Below are 15931 nucleotides of genomic sequence, written 5' to 3'. Positions count from 1 at the left end.
AGGGCAACAGCATGCACATCGAACAACTGACCTGTGCGATCGGCGCCGAGATAAGCGGCGTCAACCTGGCTGACGCGATCCACGACGACGACCTGTTCGAGCAACTGCGCGCGCAGTTGCTCAGGCACCGTGTGCTGTTCCTGCGCGACCAGCACTTCAGCCGTGCCGAACACGTGGCGTTTGCCCGGCGCTTTGGCGAGCTGGAAGACCACCCAGTGGCCGGCAGCGACCCGGAGCACCCCGGCCTGGTGCAGATCTACAAACGCCCCGACCAGCCCAACGACCGTTATGAAAACGCCTGGCACACCGACGCCACCTGGCGCGAGGCACCGCCCATGGGCTGCGTGCTGCGCTGCGTCGAGTGCCCGCCGGTGGGCGGCGACACGATGTGGGCGAACATGGTGCTGGCCTTCGAGAACCTGCCAGGCGACGTGAAAGCCAAGATCGAAGGCCTGCGCGCACGCCACAGTATCGAAGCCAGTTTCGGCGCTGCCATGCCGATCGAAAAGCGCCTGGCGCTCAAGGCGCAGTTCCCCGATGCCGAACACCCGGTGGTGCGTACCCACCCGGAGACCGGCGAGCAGGTGCTGTTCGTCAATGCCTTCACCACCCACTTCAGCAACTACCACACGCCCCAGCGCGTGCGCTTCGGCCAGGACGCCAACCCCGGCGCTGCCGACCTGTTGCGCTACCTGGTCAGCCAGGCCTACCTGCCCGAGTATCAGGTGCGCTGGCGCTGGAAGCCCAACAGCGTGGCCATCTGGGACAACCGCAGCACCCAGCATTACGCGGTCATGGACTACCCACCGTGCCACCGCAAGATGGAACGCGCGGGGATCAAGGGCAGCCGCACCTTCTGAGTCATCCGCCGCACACACACATTCACGCGCGCGCGGCGCACAGCACAATAACAATAGCGAGGACTACTGCATGCAATTCTTCGATGATTCGTTGCACCCGGAAAACATGGAAAAGGTGGTAATCACGGTCGCCCCGTATGGCCCGGAGTGGATGCCCGAGGACTTCCCCGAAGACATCCCGCTGACCATGGACGAGCAGGTACAGAAGGCCGTCGATTGCTATGAAGCCGGCGCCACCGTGCTGCACCTGCATGTGCGCGAACTGGACGGCAAGGGTTCCAAGCGCCTGTCCAAGTTCAACGAGCTGATCGCCGGTGTGCGTGAAGCGGTACCGGACATGATCATCCAGGTGGGTGGTTCGATTTCCTTTGCGCCTGAGGGCGAAGGCGAGGCGGCCAAGTGGCTGTCCGACGACACCCGGCACATGCTCGCCGAGCTGACCCCACGCCCTGATCAGGTGACCGTGGCGATCAACACCACACAGATGAACATCATGGAGCTGCTGTATCCGGAGTATCTGGAAGGCACCTCCCTGGCTCACCCGGCGATCCATGCCGCCTACAGCGAAATGACCGTGCCCGCCGGCCCGGCCTGGGTCCGCGAACACCTGCGCCGGTTGCAGGCCAGTGGCATCCAACCGCACTTCCAGCTGACCGGCATGCATGCCCTGGAAACCCTCGAGCGCATCGTGCGCCGTGGCGACTACATGGGCCCGCTGAACCTGACCTGGATCGGCATCGGTGGCGGTTTCGACGGCCCCAACCCGTTCAACTTCTTCAATTTCATCCACCGCGCGCCAGATGGCTGCACGCTGACGGCCGAATCGCTGCTCAAGAACGTACTGCCGTTCAACACCATGGCCTTGGCCATGGGCCTGCACCCACGCTGCGGCAACGAAGACACCATCATCGACCAGCACGGCAAGCGCTTCGGCTCGGTGCAGCAAATTCAGCAGACCGTGCGCGTGGCCCATGAGCTGGGTCGTGAAGTGGCCAACGGCAAAGAGGCCCGGGCGATTTACCGCATTGGCGAGCAGTACACCAGCATCGAGCAGACGCTCAAGGCCAACGGCATGGCGCCGAACCGCCAGCCCGGCCAGAAGGGCGTTCCGCAGCGGGCCTGATTGCAAGCCCCGGAGGCGATCTTTGTGGGTGCGGCCTTGCCGGGGCGCCGGACCGGTCGGAAAGGGCCGCAAAGCGGCCCCAATGATTCAGCGTTGGTGGATGAATTGTTGGGGCTGCTGCGCAGCCCTTTCCGACCGGTCCGGCGCCCCGGCAAGGCCGCTCCTACAAGGGCAGTGCGTTTTTCGGTCTACATCCCATAAGAACAAAAACAATACAGAATCCCGAGGAGGCACCATGGCCACCTATCTCGCCAGTGCCGAAGCACCCGGCACCGACACCACGCACAGCGTCCCCCGGCGCTATGCCTGGGTCGTCTTCGCCCTGACTTTCGGCCTGTTGATCTCTGACTACATGTCGCGCCAGGTGCTCAATGCCGTGTTCCCGCTGCTCAAGGGCGAGTGGGCCCTGAGCGACAGCCAGCTCGGCCTGCTCAGTGGCATCGTCGCACTGATGGTCGGCCTGCTGACTTTCCCGTTGTCCTTGCTGGCCGACCGCTTCGGCCGGGTCCGCAGCCTGGTGCTGATGGCTGTGCTGTGGAGCCTGGCAACCCTGGGCTGCGCCCTGGCAGAAAACTACCCGCAGATGTTCATTGCCCGCTTCCTCGTGGGTGTCGGCGAGGCCGCCTACGGCAGCGTCGGCATTGCCGTGGTGGTGGCGGTCTTCCCCCGCGACATGCGCTCGACCCTGGCCGGCGCCTTCATGGCCGGTGGCATGTTCGGCTCGGTGCTGGGCATGGCCCTGGGCGGCATCCTGGCCCAGCACCTGGGCTGGCGCTGGGCGTTTGCCGGCATGGCCCTGTTCGGCCTGGTGCTGGCGCTGCTGTACCCGCTGATCGTCAAGGAAGCCCGCATCGCGCCCAGATGCACCGGGCAGGGCCTGACCAAGGCCAGTCGCCCGCTGCGCACCCTGTATGGATCGCGCTCGGTGATCGCCGCCTACATCGGCAGTGGCCTGCAGCTGTTCGTTGGCGGCACGGTCATTGTCTGGATGCCAAGCTACCTGAACCGTTACTACGCCATGGGCACTGATCGCGCTGGGGCCATCGCCGCCGTGATCGTGCTGTTCAGCGGCATTGGCACGATCCTCTGCGCGATGCTCTGCGACCGCCTGGGCCGCCAGCGCCCGGACCGCAAGATCAGCCTGGCCATCGGCTATTGCCTGGGCAGCTGCCTGCTGCTGTCGGTGGCCTTTGCGCTGCCGGCGGGCACTGCGCAACTGGTGCTGATCTGCCTGGGCATGATGATCGCCGTCGGCACCAACGGCCCGTCCAGCGCCATGGTCGCCAACCTGACCCACGCCGCCGTGCACGGCACTGCCTTCGCCACCCTGACCCTGGCCAACAACCTGCTGGGCCTGGCCACCGGCCCGCTGATCACCGGGCGGGTGTCCGACCTGATCGGCTTGCACGCCGCGTTCCAGCTGGTACCGCTGGTGAGCATCGCCGCCGCTGCGGTGTTCTTCATCGCCAAACGCCATTACCACCGCGACATGGAACGTCTGCAAGCACCGGTCAGCCGTACCGAGGAGTTGAGTTCGTGAAACAGACGTTGTCCGTCGAAGTATTGTTCGATTTCATTTGCCCGTGGTGCCTGATCGGTCAGCGGCAATTGCAAGCTGCGCTGTTGTTGCTGCAGCGCGAGCAGCCACAAGTACAGGTGGAACTGCAGTGGCGCGGTGTGCAGCTGCTGCCCGGCCTGCCTGCCAATGGCCTGCCATTCCATGCGTTCTATGTACAACGGCTGGGCAGCGAGCAGGCCGTGCGCGAGCGACAGGCGCAGGTGCGCGCAGCAGCCAGCGTGGTGGGTGAAGACATCGACTTCACGCGCATCCGCCGCATGCCCAACACCGCCAATGCCCACCGCCTGTTGCAACGGGCGTCCAGCCTGCTCGGCGCCGCGCAGCTCGAAGCCATGCTGGCGCAGATGTTCATTGCCTATTTCCATCAGGGCCGCGACCTGGGCGACAGCCGGGTGCTGCTTGCCATTGCCCAGTCCTGCGGGCTGGAGGCGGCGCAAGTGGCCGACTGCCTGCGTGACGATGGCAGCCCGTTCCTCGACGGTGCCGGGCGCGCGGGCAGCGCGGTGCCGCGTTTTCGCTTCAATGAGGGCCGCCTGATTGCCGGTGCGCAACCGGCCGAGGTGCTGTTGGCGGCAATGCTTGAAGCCTTGCACGTGCAGGTGCCGGCATGACCCGGCGTATCGCCCTGGCCGCGAGCCAGGTCCCCGAGCGCAACGCGCGCGTGCTGGTCGAGAGCCACGGCAAGAGCCTGGCCGTGTTCAATGTGGCCGATACCCTGTATGCGATCGACGACAGTTGCCCGCACCAGGGTGCCTCGCTGTGCGGCGGGCGTCTGGAGGGGCGGGTCATCCAGTGCTGCGCCCATGGCCTGCGCTTCGACCTGGCCAGCGGCTACCTGCTCAACTCAACGGCGTTGAAGGTCAATAGTTACCGGGTCGAATGCCAGGGCCAGCAGGTGTACATCGTGCTGGATGACGAGGAGGGCGGGCAATGAGCACGCTGGTAGTGACGGCGGCACAGCAACGCATTCGCACCTTGGCCCCAGGCGTTGCAGTCAGCCTGATCGTGGGTGCGGCGGCGAGTTTTCTCAGCGAGCACTATGCGGCCCCGGTCATGTTGTTTGCCTTGTTGCTGGGCATGGCACTGAACTTTCTCGCCGTCGACGGACCGTGCAAGGCCGGCATCGAGTTCACCGCACGGGGCGTGCTGCGCCTGGGCGTGGCGCTGCTGGGCATGCGCATTACCCTCGGCCAGATCGCCAGCCTTGGCTGGAAACCGGTAGCGCTGGTGGTCCTCCTGGTACTGGTGACCATCGTGGTGTCGGTGATTGCAGCCAAGGCGCTGGGCTTTTCCCGGTTGTTCGGCCTGCTGACCGGGGGTGCCACGGCCATCTGCGGCGCCTCGGCGGCGTTGGCACTGGCGGCGGCGCTACCCCAGCACCCGCGCAAGGAACACGCCACGCTGTTCACGGTGATCGGCGTGTCGGCGTTGTCGACCCTGGCGATGATCCTTTACCCGATGATCGCCCAGTGGCTGCATTTGCCGCCGGGGCAGGCCGGGGTATTCCTGGGGGCGACCATCCACGACGTGGCCCAGGTGGTCGGCGCCGGTTACAGCATGTCCACCGAAACCGGCGACATCGCCACGGTGGTCAAGCTGATGCGCGTGGCCATGTTGCTGCCGGTGATTGTCTGTGCGGCGATGATCACCCGCCGCCAGGGCCTGGATGCCAGCGGCCAGCGCCCGCCGTTGCTGCCGTGGTTTGCCGTCGGTTTCGTGCTGCTGGCCTGCGTCAACAGTACCGGCTGGGTGTCATCGGCGGTACAGGGCGGTATCAATGACCTATCGCGCGGCTGCCTGGTGGTGGCCATCAGCGCCTTGGGCATGAAAACCCAGCTCAAGGCCCTGGCTTCGGTGGGGCTCAAGCCCATCGCGCTGATGGTGGGGGAAAGCGTGTTCCTCGTGCTGCTGGTGCTGGCCCTGATGCACTGGGGCCTTTAAGGCGCCTGTTCGGCATGCTGAGCCCGCCAGCTGGCTGGCGGCATGCCGAACTGGGCGATGAACCAGCGGGTGAACGAACTGGGCATCGAGTAACCGAGCATGTCGGCGATGCGCCCCAGCGAATAGCTAGGGTTCTCCAGGTAGCGCATCACCAGGTCGCGGCGCACGTTGTTGATCATGTCCTTGAACGTCAGCCCGTCTTCTTCCAGGCGCCGTTGCAGGGTGCGCACATTCATGCCCTGGGTTTGCGCCACCTGCTCGATGGTGGCGCGGCCCATGGGCAGCAGCAGGTAGATGGTCTTGCGCAGCTCCAGCTCCAGTGATGGTGTGCCGCCAGCCGGCAGTGTGTCCAGGTAGCGCCGTGCCAGCCGCGCCATGGCTTCGTTGGCCTGCGGGCTGGCACTGTCGAGGTCGGCGGCGGGGCAGACAATGCCGTTGAACTCGCTGCCGAACACCAGCTTGCAGCCGAAGATCCGCCGGTGGATAGCCAGGTCGGCGGGTGCGGCATGGGTGAAGTTGGCACTGATCGGGTGCCACTGGGCACCCAGCAGCGCCGCACACAGGCGCAGCATCACGCCGATGGCCAGCTCAGTGGCCTGGCGGCTGCACGGTGCCCGCTCATTGATCACTTCTTCGCGAATGATGACCGTCTTGCCGGCTTCCTCGACATGGATGGCCAGCGCGTCGTTGAGCAGATGGCGGTACTGCACGATCACTTGCAGGGCGTCGCGCAGGCTGCGCTGGTGGCTGAGCAGCAGGCTGATCTCGCCGAAGTCCGAGAGCTGGCGCGATTCGGCCATGCGCAGGCCGAAGGTTTCGCAACCGCTGGCACGCGCCGATTCTTCCAGCAAGGTAATCACGTTGGCCGCCGGAATACGCCGGTTGGGGTCTTCGAGCAGTGCTGCGCTCAGGCCAACCTGGGCGAGCAGGGCGTTGGGGTTCAGGCCCACGTGGCGGGACACTTCGAGGTAGTTGGTGAGGCTGGCGGCACGGACAAGGGCGGGCATTTTTATTGTTTTCCGTCAGGCGGTCTGTGAGTTATAGCGTGCGTGTCGTCAATTGAGAAGCACAAGCCCGAACCTGGGCCTTGTCATCAAATGAAAAGCCACTGACGCGCAATGTGAAGCACCCGTCGAGGCCCCTGATTACTGTGAACCTCGTACCCGATCCAAGCCGAGGTCCCGACGTGGAAAAACTGCAAACCACTGCCACCGTGCTGATCATCCCTGGCTTGCGCGAGCATGTCAGCGAGCATTGGCAAACCCTGCTGGAAGCGCGCCTGGCCAAGGTTCGCAGCGTGCCACCGCTGCAGGTCGACGGGCTCAGCTGCAGCGCGCGCGTCGAAGCCATCCAGCGCGAGCTGGAGCGGATCGACGGTGAGGTGCTGTTGGTGGCGCATAGCGCAGGCGTGTTGATGGTGGCCCACTGGGCGGCCCGTTACCAACGGCCGATCAAAGGCGCACTGCTGGCAGCTCCGCCTGACTTGCACGCCCAATGGCCTGCCCATTACCCCAGCCCGCAAAGCTTGGCCGAGCAGGGCTGGTCGCCTTTGCCGATGGCGCCGCTGCCGTTCCCCAGCATTGTCGCCGCCAGCAGCAACGACCACCTGGCCAGTTTCGACGCCGCAGGGGCCATGGCCCAGGCCTGGGGCAGCGAGCTGGTCGCCCTGGGCGCGGTCGGCCACCTCAACCCTGCTGCCGGCTTCGGCCCCTGGCCGCTGGCCGAAAACCTGATTCGCCGCCTGGACCACTGATCTGCCAACCGCGCACGGATGCCCAGGCCAAGCCCGCAGATGACGGGCAAGCCCAAAACAACAAAAACAATAAGTGGAGTCATCGTAATGCCAGAACACCGCATTCACCGTGCTGTGAAGCCACAGCGCTGCCTGCTCGCCTGCGCCATCAGCCTGCTCAGCCTGCCTGGCGCGCAAGCCTTCGAAGTCACTACCGGTAGCGAAGACTGGGCCGTGCGCTTCGACAACACGGTCAAGTACAACTATGGCGTGCGCACCGAAAGCGCCGACAAGCGCATGCTGGGCACGCCCAACAGCAACGACGGCGACTACAACTTCCGCAAGGCTGGCACCACGGTCACCAACCGGCTCGACCTGCTGACCGAGCTGGACGTGGTCTACCAGGGCAACACCGGCTTTCGTGTCAGCACCGCCAGCTGGTACGACAAGGCCTATGACAATACCGGCTCCAACAGCAACCCGTTCGTCAACGGCAACGGTGACCAGTCTGGCATCAACCCCAGCCTCAACGGCCTGCCGGGCACCGGCGTGCCGCTGGGCAGCCCGCACCTGAGCAACTATGCCCAGCGCTACTACAGCGGCCCGTCTGGCGAAGTACTGGATGCCTTCGTGTTCTTCAGCCGCGATGTGGGCGAGGAATCGCAAATCAGCGCCAAGGTCGGCCAGCACAACCTGTTCTGGGGTGAAACGCTGCTCAACCCGGTGCATTCGCTGAGCTACGGCCAGTCCGGGCTGGACCTGGCCAAGCTGGCGGCCTCGCCAGGTACCGAAGCCAAGGAGCTGTTCGTACCGCGCAACCAGTTGTCCACTTCGTTCATGGTCAACCCCGAACTGACCCTGGGCGCCCAGTACTTCTTCGACTGGGATGCCGCGCGCCTGCCGGAGGCCGGCACTTACTACGGTGGCTCCGACGTGGTGGGCGAGGGCGCCCAGAGCTTCCTGCTTGGCCACACCGGCACCCCGGGCTTGATCCCGGTGCGCGGCGCGCTGACCACCATCCGCCGTGGCGACGACCTGACCCCGCGCAACAGCGGCGACTGGGGCGTCATGGCCAAGTGGTCACCCGAGTGGCTTGGCGGCACCCTGGGCTTCTACTACCGCAAGACGTCCGAGATCCTGCCCCAGGCCTGGCTCGACGCACGCGGCATGACGGTGGCCCAGGGCCCGTTCGGTACCCCGCCGGCCAGCCGCCAGGGCGCGATCGGTAACCTGTACAACTCGCTGCAGAGCACCACGTACCAGTTTGCCTATTCCGACGACATCGACATCTACGGCCTGAGCCTGTCCAAGGATATCGGCGGTGTCAGCGTCGGCAGCGACCTCAACATCCGCCAGCACATGCCCCTGGCGAGCATCCCGGCCATCGTCAGTTCTCCCGGCACCGCCGGCCTGGGCGGCGGCTTTGGCCTGTTGCCGCCACGCCTGGCGAGCAGCGGGGTGATCTACGACGTGCCCAAGGACGGCGATAGCCTGAGCGCCACCGGCGAGACCCTGCACTGGACCCTCAACGGCCTGATGACCATCGGCAACACGCCGCTGTTCGACTCGGCGACCCTGCTCGGCGAGCTGTTCTACAGCAACCTGCTCAAGCTCGATGGCCACAACGAGGCGCTGTACAAGGGCAAGAGCAGCTACCGCGGCATCGACCAGCCGACCCGTGACAACTGGGGCATTGCCGTCAACTTCACCCCCACCTGGTTCCAGGTAATGCCAGGCATCGACCTGAGCATGCCGCTGTCGGTCAACGTCGGCATCGATGGCGTATCACCGGTGCAGGGCGGTGGTGCCAAGGACACTGGCAACTATGCGGTCGGCGTCAGCGCCGCCATCTACAACCAGTACTTCGTCGACCTCAAGTACGTCGACAGCTTCGGCAAGACCCAGTCCTGCAAGGATGGCCAGACCGACGGCAGCACGCCGAACGCCCTCGATGGCGAACAGGACTACACCTGCTACGGCGGCGGCTATGCCTCCTTCTCCGGCGGTGGTGCCACCACCGAAGACCGTGGCGCCCTGTACCTGACCCTCAAGACCACGTTCTGAGACCTGTCCCCCCCACAGACTCCACAGGAAAACAACAATCATGAAATACGTGAACACCCTGTTGGCCACGTGCCTGTCGCTGGCTGCCCTCAACGCGGCCCACGCCGCAGTATCCCCTGACCAGGCTGCCAAGCTGGGCAAGAGCCTGACAACCCTGGGCGCGGAGCAGGCTGCCAATGCCGATGGCTCGATCCCCGCCTACCAGGGCGGCCTGCAGACGCCGCCGGCCAGCTACCAGAGCGGTGCCAGCATGCGCCCGGACCCCTTCGCCAACGAAAAGCCGCTGCTGGTCATTGATGGCAAGAACGCCGAGCAGTACAAAGGCCAGCTGACGGCAACCACCCTTGAGCTGCTCAAGCGCTTCCCGAGCATGCGCGTCGATGTCTACCCGACCCACCGCAGCGTGGCGCTGCCCCAGGCGGTGCTGGCCAACACCTTGAAGAACGCCACCGGCGCCAAGAGCCAGGAGGGCGGCACTGCAGTGGACAACGTGCTGCCGGGTATCCCGTTCCCGATCCCGCAAAACGGCGCTGAGGCGATGTGGAACTTCCTGCTGCGCTACCAGGGCGTGAGCATGACCGCCAAGTACGACTCGTGGAACGTCGACGCGGCCGGCAAACCTTCGCTGTCGACCACCGGCCAGGCCAACATCAGCTACCCGATCTACGAAGACATGAACAAGCCGATCGGCGCCAAGGACACCTACTACCAGATGAAACTGGTGTACACCGGCCCCGCCCGCCGCGCCGGCGAAGCGATGATGCTGCGTGATGCCGCCAACCCGCTGGTGCAGCCACGCAGCGCCTGGCAGTACCTGCCTGGGCAGCGCCGGGTCAAGCTGGCACCGAACCTGGCCTACGACACGCCCAACCCAGGTACTTCGGGTTCCGGCACCTACGATGACGTGTTCGTCTTCAACGGCGCCCTGGACCGCTACGACTGGACCCTGGTCGGCAAGCAGGAAATGTACGTGCCGTACAACACCTACCAGCTCACCTACAACACCGACGTCAAGCAGCTGATCACCCCCAACCACCTCGCCCCGCAGTTCGTGCGCTGGGAGAAACACCGCGTGTGGGTGGTGGAAGGCAAGCTCAAGGACGGTGCGCGGCACATCTATCACAAGCGCCGCTTCTACCTCGACGAGGACAGCTGGGTCGCCCTGGCCTCCGACCAGTATGACGCCCGCGGTCAGTTGTACCGTGGCTCGTTCGCCTTCCTGACCCAGAGCTACGACAAGCAGACCCCGGATGCCACGCCGTTCATGATCTACGACCTGGTCGGCGGCACCTACAACCTCAACGGCGTGGTTGGTGCCTATGGCGGTATCCGCTACATCGACCCGCTGTCCAAGGCCCAATGGTCGCCTGAATCGCTGGCCGGCAACGGCATCCGCTGAGCGCATGGCGCAGAGGTCCGCAATGTCTGTCTTCAAACGATGCAGCGTGGCGATGCTGTTCTGGGCTGCGCTGCAAGGCGCCGCCCAGGCGGCGCCCTTCACCGATGTGCTGGACCTGCCAGCCATGCCTAGTGCACTGGCCACAACCAGTGCGCTGCGTGATGTGACCCGGGCCGGTGAGCGCCTGGTGGCGGTGGGCCCGCGTGGCCACATCCTGTACTCCGACGACCATGGCGCGCACTGGCAGCAGGCCCAGGTGCCGGTCAGCGCCGACCTCAATGCCGTCAGCTTCGCCACTGCCCAGCACGGCTGGGCAGTGGGCAACGACGGTGTGGTGCTGCACAGCCACGATGGCGGCCAGCACTGGGAAAAGCAGCTCGATGGCCGGGCACTGGCCGATGGCACCGACAGCACCTTGCTCGATGTGTGGTTCAGCGATGACCAGCATGGCTATGCCGTGGGCCTGTTCAACCTGTTGCTGCGCACCGAGGACGGTGGCCAGCACTGGTTGCCGTGGCAAGACCACAGCGACAACCCGCAAGGCTTGCACCTGACCAGCCTGGCGCCCGTCGGTGACGCGTTGTACATCACCGGCGAGCAGGGCCTGTTGCTCAAACTGGATGCCGCTGGCGAGCGTTTCACCCAGGTGCCGACGCCCTATGCCGGCACCTTGTTCGGTGCCGTGGGCAAACCCGGGCTGCTGGTGATCTACGGCTTGCGTGGCAATGCCTACCGCAGCACGGACGGCGGCCAGCAGTGGCAGCCGGTCAGCAGTGGCGTGAAGACCAGCCTGACGGCAGCCAGCCTGACCGCCGACGGCAATGTATGGCTGGCCAGCCAGGCCGGCGACCTGCTGCTCAGCCGCGACGGCGGCGCCAGCTTCAACCTGCAGCCACAAGCCATACGCGGCCCGGTGACCGCGCTTGCCGACGACGCCGGTACCGGCCTGGTACTGGTGGGCGAGCGGGGCGTGCGCACCTTCGACGAGAGAAGACCCTGATGGCCGATATTCGCCAAGATCCACTGCCGGTGATCCATAACCTCGCCGACTTCGACCCCCGTTCGGGCAATCGCCTCGAACGCCTGGTGTTCAACCACCGCCTGGCCTTCGTGCTGTGCATGCTGCTGACCACCCTGGTGCTGGGCTACATGGCACTGACCCGCCTGGAACTGCGCCCCAGCTTCGAGAAGATGCTGCCGCAGAGCCACCCCTACATCCAGAACTACCTGGAGAACCGCCCATCGTTGCGCGGCCTGGGCAACTCGGTGCGGGTGGTGGTGGAGAACACCCACGGCGATATCTTCGACCCTGACTACCTGCAGACCCTGCGCCAGATCAACGACGAGCTGTTCCTCAGTGAGGGTGTCGACCGCGCGTGGATGAAATCGCTGTGGAGCCCGGCGGTGCGCTGGACCGAAGTCACCGAAGAAGGCTTCCAGGGCGGCCCGGTGATGCCTGACGGCTACCAGGGGGCGGCCGCCGACATCGAACAGCTGCGGCAGAACATCGAGCGGGCGAATATTGTCGGCAGCCTGGTGGCCCGGGATTTCAAGTCGAGCATGCTGATCGTGCCGCTGCTGGACCAGGATTCGGCCACCGGCAAAGGCATCGACTACCACGCCTTCTCGCAAAAGCTCGAACACCTGCGCAGCCAGTACCAGGCCAGCGGCCAGTACCAGATCCACGTGATCGGCTTCGCCAAGCTGATGGGTGACCTGATTGACGGGCTGATCCAGGTGATGGCGTTCTTTGCCCTGGCCGTGGTCACCAGCCTGGTGATCATCTACCTGTACACCCGCTGCGTGCGCAGCACCTTGCTGGTGGTGCTGTGTTCGCTGACGGCGGTGGTCTGGCAGCTGGGCATCGTCGCCTGGCTGGGCTATGCCATCGACCCGTACTCGATCCTGGTGCCGTTCCTGATCTTCGCCATCGGCGTGTCCCACGCCGCGCAGAAGATGAACGGCATCCTCCAGGACATCGGCCGCGGCACCCACCGGCAGATTGCCGCGCGCTACACCTTCCGCCGCCTGTTCGTGGCCGGGGTCACCGCGCTGCTGGCGGACGCGGTGGGCTTTGCCGTGCTGATGCTGATCGACATCCCGGTGATCCAGGACCTGGCCATCACCGCCAGCATTGGCGTGGCGGTACTGATCTTCACCTCGCTGTTGCTGATGCCGGTGGCGCTGTCGTATGTCGGCGTGGGCCGCAAGGCCGCCGAGCGCGCGCTGTACATCGATGCCCGCGCAGCGCAGCACCGTGGCTTCGGCCGGCTGTGGGACCTGCTCGACCGCTTCACCGAGCGCAAGTGGGCCACGGGCGCCTTGCTGGTGGCCGCGGTGCTCGCGGGCATCGGTGTCTGGGGCAGCCTGCAGCTGAAGATCGGTGACCTCGACAGCGGTGCCCCGGAGCTGCGCGCCGACTCGCGCTACAACCGCGACAACGGCTTCATCACCAGCCACTACGCGCTCAGCAGCGACACCTTCGCGGTAATGGTCAAGACGCCGCCGGAAGGTTGCCTGCGTTACCAGACGCTGGTGCTGGCCGACCGCCTGGCCTGGGAGCTGCAGCAGTTGCCTGGGGTACAGACCACGCTGTCGCTGGCCAATGCGGTGCGCCAGATCACCGCCGGCACCTACGAGGGCAACCCGCGCCTGAACAGCCTGCAGCGCAACCAGGACGTGCTCAACTACGCGGCCCAGCAGGCTTCGGTCAACACCCCGGAGTTGTTCAACAACGACTGCTCGCTGATGCCGGTGATCGCCTACCTCAAGGACCACCGCGCCGACACCCTGGCACAAGTTGCCGCCACCGCCGAGCGTTTCGCCCAGGCCAACAGCGGCGAGGACCGCCAGTTCCTGCTGGCAGCCGGCAGCGCCGGGATCGAGGCCGCCACCAACATCGTCGTGCGCGAGGCCAACCACCGCATGCTGTTGCTGGTGTACCTGGCCGTCACCGTGTTCTGCCTGTTCACCTTCCGCAGCTGGCGCGCCACCCTGGTGGCGATCCTGCCGCTGATGCTCACCTCGCTGCTGTGCGAAGCGCTGATGGTGGCCCTGGGCATCGGCGTCAAGGTCGCTACCTTGCCGGTGATCGCCCTGGGCGTGGGGATTGGCGTCGACTACGCGTTGTACCTGCTCAGCGTGCAGCTGCATCACCAGCGGGCCGGCCTGCCGCTGGCGCTGGCTTATCAGAAGGCCGTGGCCTTCACCGGCCGGGTCGTTGGCCTGGTGGGTATCACCCTGGCAGCCGGCGTGGTCGGTTGGGCCTGGTCGCCGATCAAGTTCCAGGCCGACATGGGCCTGCTGCTGACCTTCATGTTCCTCTGGAACATGCTCGGCGCGCTGGTGTTGATCCCGGCGCTGTCGCACTTCCTCTTGCGTGGCCATGGCGCCCCGGCGGCCAGCCGGGCGCCTGCCGCGTCACGTTCGTCAACCCAAGCAACCGAGTGTTCGCCTCATGTCTGATTACCTTCCGCCACTGCGCGACATGGATTTCCTGTTCAACGAAGTGTTCGATATCCCGGCCTGGTGGGCGCAGACCCCGGCGCTGGTTGAGCAGGTCGACGCCGACACTGCCCGGGCTGTGCTCGAGCAGGCCGGCAAGCTGATTGCCGACGTGGTGGCGCCGCTCAACCGCAGTGGCGACGAACAGGGTTGCCGCTGGGAAAACGGCCGCGTGATGACCCCTGAAGGTTTTGCCAGCGCCTATCGGGCGTTCGCCGAAGATGGCTGGGTGGGTGTTGCAGGCGCACCGGAATACGGCGGCATGGGCATGCCGAAGGTCATTGGCGCCCAGCTCGAAGAAATGCTTAATGCCGCCAACCTGTCGTTCGGCCTGTACCCGATGCTCACTGCAGGCGCCTGCCTGTCACTGCTCAACCATGCCAGCGAACCGCTCAAGGCCCGTTACCTGCCGCCAATGTATGAGGGGCGCTGGACCGGCTCGATGTGCCTGACCGAGCCACACTGCGGTACCGACCTCGGCCTGCTGCGCACCCGCGCGGAACCAGCAGCCGATGGCCGCTACCGGGTCAGCGGCACGAAGATCTTCATTACCGGTGGTGAACAGGACCTGAGCGAGAACATCATCCACCTGGTGCTGGCGCGCTTGCCCGACGCACCTGCAGGGGCCAAAGGCATTTCGTTGTTCCTGGTGCCGAAGGTGCTGGTCGACGACGAGGGTATGCTGGGCGAGACCAATGCCGTCAGCTGTGGCTCCATCGAGCACAAGATGGGCATCAAGGCCTCGGCCACCTGCGTGATGAACTTCGACGGCGCCATCGGCTACCTGGTCGGCGAGCCGAACAAGGGCCTCAACGCCATGTTCACCATGATGAACTACGAGCGCCTGGGCGTCGGTATCCAGGGCCTGGCCCTGGGCGAGCGCTCCTACCAGAACGCCATCGCCTATGCCCGTGACCGCCAACAGGGGCGTGCCCCGACCGGTGCCCAGGCACCCGGGCAGGCGGCCGACCCGATCGTCGTTCACCCGGATGTGCGGCGCATGCTGTTGACCATGAAGGCGTTGAACGAAGGCGGGCGGGCATTCTCCACCTACGTGGCGTTGCAACTGGACCTGGCCAAGTACAGCGAAGACGCCGGCGCCCGCCGCCTGGCCGAGGCCAAGGTAGCCTTGCTGACGCCGGTGGCCAAGGCCTTCCTCACCGACATGGGCCTGGAAACCACCGTGCATGGCCAGCAGGTATTCGGTGGCCATGGCTACATCCGCGAATGGGGCCAGGAACAGCTGATTCGCGACTGCCGCATCACTCAGATCTACGAAGGCGCCAACGGCATCCAGGCCCTTGACCTGGTAGGGCGCAAGCTGCTGGGCGATGGCGGCCAGGCGTACCGTACGCTGTCGGCCGAGATCTGCGCGTACGCCGAGACCTTGCCGAGCGAATTCGGCACGCCGCTGCTGGCGGCCATGCACAACCTGGACGAGCTCACTGCCTGGGTCCTCGACCGTGGCCAGGGCGACCCGCGGGAGATAGGTGCCGCTTCAGTGGAATACCTGCAGGTGTTTGGTTACACGCTTTATGCCTACCTGTGGGCACGCATGGCCGAAGCCGCCATGAACACGGAGCAGCCCGAGCCGTTCCACCAGAGCAAGCTGGGCACCGCGCGGTTCTACTTCGCGCGCCTGCTACCGCGCATCCACTCGCTGAGTGCCAGCGTCAAGGCGGGTAGCCACAGCCTGTACCTGCTTGATGCCGACCTGCTGTGAAGGATG

13 protein-coding genes are annotated in these 15931 nt (G+C 65.4%); 12 read left to right on the top strand and 1 reads right to left on the bottom strand.

Features of this window, described 5'->3' with window-relative positions:
• Positions 1 to 11 precede the first annotated feature (11 nt).
• From BUQ73_RS12905 to BUQ73_RS12880, 6 genes are all read left to right on the top strand, one after another.
• Entirely contained in the window at positions 12 to 860 is an 849-nt protein-coding gene (locus BUQ73_RS12905; RefSeq protein ID WP_079228278.1) for a TauD/TfdA dioxygenase family protein, read from the top strand.
• Between the two features lie 70 nt (positions 861 to 930).
• Positions 931 to 1983, top strand: a complete 1053-nt coding sequence (locus BUQ73_RS12900) for a 3-keto-5-aminohexanoate cleavage protein (protein WP_079228277.1) — start codon at positions 931 to 933, stop codon at positions 1981 to 1983.
• Between the two features lie 235 nt (positions 1984 to 2218).
• The gene (locus BUQ73_RS12895) at positions 2219 to 3523 is read left to right on the top strand and encodes an MFS transporter (protein ID WP_079228276.1); all 1305 of its coding nucleotides are present in this window, start codon (positions 2219 to 2221) and stop codon (positions 3521 to 3523) included.
• Positions 3520 to 4173, top strand: a complete 654-nt coding sequence (locus tag BUQ73_RS12890) for a DsbA family protein (RefSeq protein WP_079228275.1) — start codon at positions 3520 to 3522, stop codon at positions 4171 to 4173. The genes BUQ73_RS12895 and BUQ73_RS12890 overlap by 4 nt, the downstream gene beginning before the upstream one ends.
• Positions 4170 to 4496: a Rieske (2Fe-2S) protein gene (locus BUQ73_RS12885; protein ID WP_027919201.1), complete on the top strand. Its 327-nt coding sequence runs from the start codon at positions 4170 to 4172 to the stop codon at positions 4494 to 4496. The genes BUQ73_RS12890 and BUQ73_RS12885 overlap by 4 nt, the downstream gene beginning before the upstream one ends.
• A complete protein-coding gene (locus tag BUQ73_RS12880) occupies positions 4493 to 5503 on the top strand; it encodes a YeiH family protein (protein WP_079228274.1) in 1011 nt (336 codons plus the stop codon). The genes BUQ73_RS12885 and BUQ73_RS12880 overlap by 4 nt, the downstream gene beginning before the upstream one ends.
• Here BUQ73_RS12880 and BUQ73_RS12875 read toward each other — a convergent pair.
• Positions 5500 to 6510 (bottom strand): AraC family transcriptional regulator, encoded by a 1011-nt coding sequence (locus BUQ73_RS12875; protein ID WP_079228273.1) that lies wholly within the window; start codon positions 6508 to 6510, stop codon positions 5500 to 5502. The genes BUQ73_RS12880 and BUQ73_RS12875 overlap by 4 nt on opposite strands.
• A 179-nt stretch (positions 6511 to 6689) precedes the next feature.
• On the opposite strand from BUQ73_RS12875, the gene BUQ73_RS12870 reads away from it, so the two are divergent.
• From BUQ73_RS12870 to BUQ73_RS12845, 6 genes are all read left to right on the top strand, one after another.
• Entirely contained in the window at positions 6690 to 7256 is a 567-nt protein-coding gene (locus tag BUQ73_RS12870) for an RBBP9/YdeN family alpha/beta hydrolase (RefSeq protein ID WP_079228272.1), read from the top strand.
• 87 nt (positions 7257 to 7343) lie between these two features.
• A complete protein-coding gene (locus BUQ73_RS12865) occupies positions 7344 to 9299 on the top strand; it encodes a DUF1302 domain-containing protein (RefSeq protein ID WP_079228271.1) in 1956 nt (651 codons plus the stop codon).
• A 40-nt stretch (positions 9300 to 9339) separates the two neighbouring features.
• Positions 9340 to 10698 (top strand): DUF1329 domain-containing protein, encoded by a 1359-nt coding sequence (locus tag BUQ73_RS12860; RefSeq protein WP_079228270.1) that lies wholly within the window; start codon positions 9340 to 9342, stop codon positions 10696 to 10698.
• Between the two features lie 22 nt (positions 10699 to 10720).
• The gene (locus BUQ73_RS12855; RefSeq protein ID WP_079228269.1) at positions 10721 to 11698 is read left to right on the top strand and encodes a WD40/YVTN/BNR-like repeat-containing protein; all 978 of its coding nucleotides are present in this window, start codon (positions 10721 to 10723) and stop codon (positions 11696 to 11698) included.
• Positions 11698 to 14163 carry an efflux RND transporter permease subunit gene (locus tag BUQ73_RS12850; protein ID WP_079228268.1) on the top strand — a complete coding sequence of 822 codons (2466 nt, stop codon included), beginning with the start codon at positions 11698 to 11700 and terminating at the stop codon, positions 14161 to 14163. The genes BUQ73_RS12855 and BUQ73_RS12850 overlap by 1 nt, the downstream gene beginning before the upstream one ends.
• On the top strand, positions 14156 to 15925 hold the full coding sequence (locus BUQ73_RS12845) for an acyl-CoA dehydrogenase C-terminal domain-containing protein (protein WP_079228267.1): 1770 nt from the start codon (positions 14156 to 14158) through the stop codon (positions 15923 to 15925). Before BUQ73_RS12850 ends, BUQ73_RS12845 begins: the two co-directional genes overlap by 8 nt.
• Positions 15926 to 15931: the final 6 nt, after the last annotated feature.

The organism is Pseudomonas putida, assembly GCF_002025705.1.
In the GTDB taxonomy this organism is placed as follows: Bacteria; Pseudomonadota; Gammaproteobacteria; order Pseudomonadales; family Pseudomonadaceae; genus Aquipseudomonas; species Aquipseudomonas putida_J.
Note: the sequence above shows the minus strand (reverse complement) of the source record. Positions and strands in the feature narration are given on the sequence as shown.

Excerpts from the sequence above, each read along its gene's own strand:
- BUQ73_RS12905 (WP_079228278.1), top strand. The coding sequence starts at position 12 with ATGCACATCGAACAACTGACCTGTGCGATCGGCGCCGAGATAAGCGGC.
- BUQ73_RS12900 (WP_079228277.1), top strand. The coding sequence starts at position 931 with ATGCAATTCTTCGATGATTCGTTGCACCCGGAAAACATGGAAAAGGTG.
- BUQ73_RS12895 (WP_079228276.1), top strand. The coding sequence starts at position 2,219 with ATGGCCACCTATCTCGCCAGTGCCGAAGCACCCGGCACCGACACCACG.
- BUQ73_RS12885 (WP_027919201.1), top strand. The coding sequence starts at position 4,170 with ATGACCCGGCGTATCGCCCTGGCCGCGAGCCAGGTCCCCGAGCGCAAC.
- BUQ73_RS12880 (WP_079228274.1), top strand. The coding sequence starts at position 4,493 with ATGAGCACGCTGGTAGTGACGGCGGCACAGCAACGCATTCGCACCTTG.
- BUQ73_RS12875 (WP_079228273.1), bottom strand. The coding sequence starts at position 6,510 with ATGCCCGCCCTTGTCCGTGCCGCCAGCCTCACCAACTACCTCGAAGTG.
- BUQ73_RS12865 (WP_079228271.1), top strand. The coding sequence starts at position 7,344 with ATGCCAGAACACCGCATTCACCGTGCTGTGAAGCCACAGCGCTGCCTG.
- BUQ73_RS12860 (WP_079228270.1), top strand. The coding sequence starts at position 9,340 with ATGAAATACGTGAACACCCTGTTGGCCACGTGCCTGTCGCTGGCTGCC.
- BUQ73_RS12855 (WP_079228269.1), top strand. The coding sequence starts at position 10,721 with ATGTCTGTCTTCAAACGATGCAGCGTGGCGATGCTGTTCTGGGCTGCG.
- BUQ73_RS12850 (WP_079228268.1), top strand. The coding sequence starts at position 11,698 with ATGGCCGATATTCGCCAAGATCCACTGCCGGTGATCCATAACCTCGCC.
- BUQ73_RS12845 (WP_079228267.1), top strand. The coding sequence starts at position 14,156 with ATGTCTGATTACCTTCCGCCACTGCGCGACATGGATTTCCTGTTCAAC.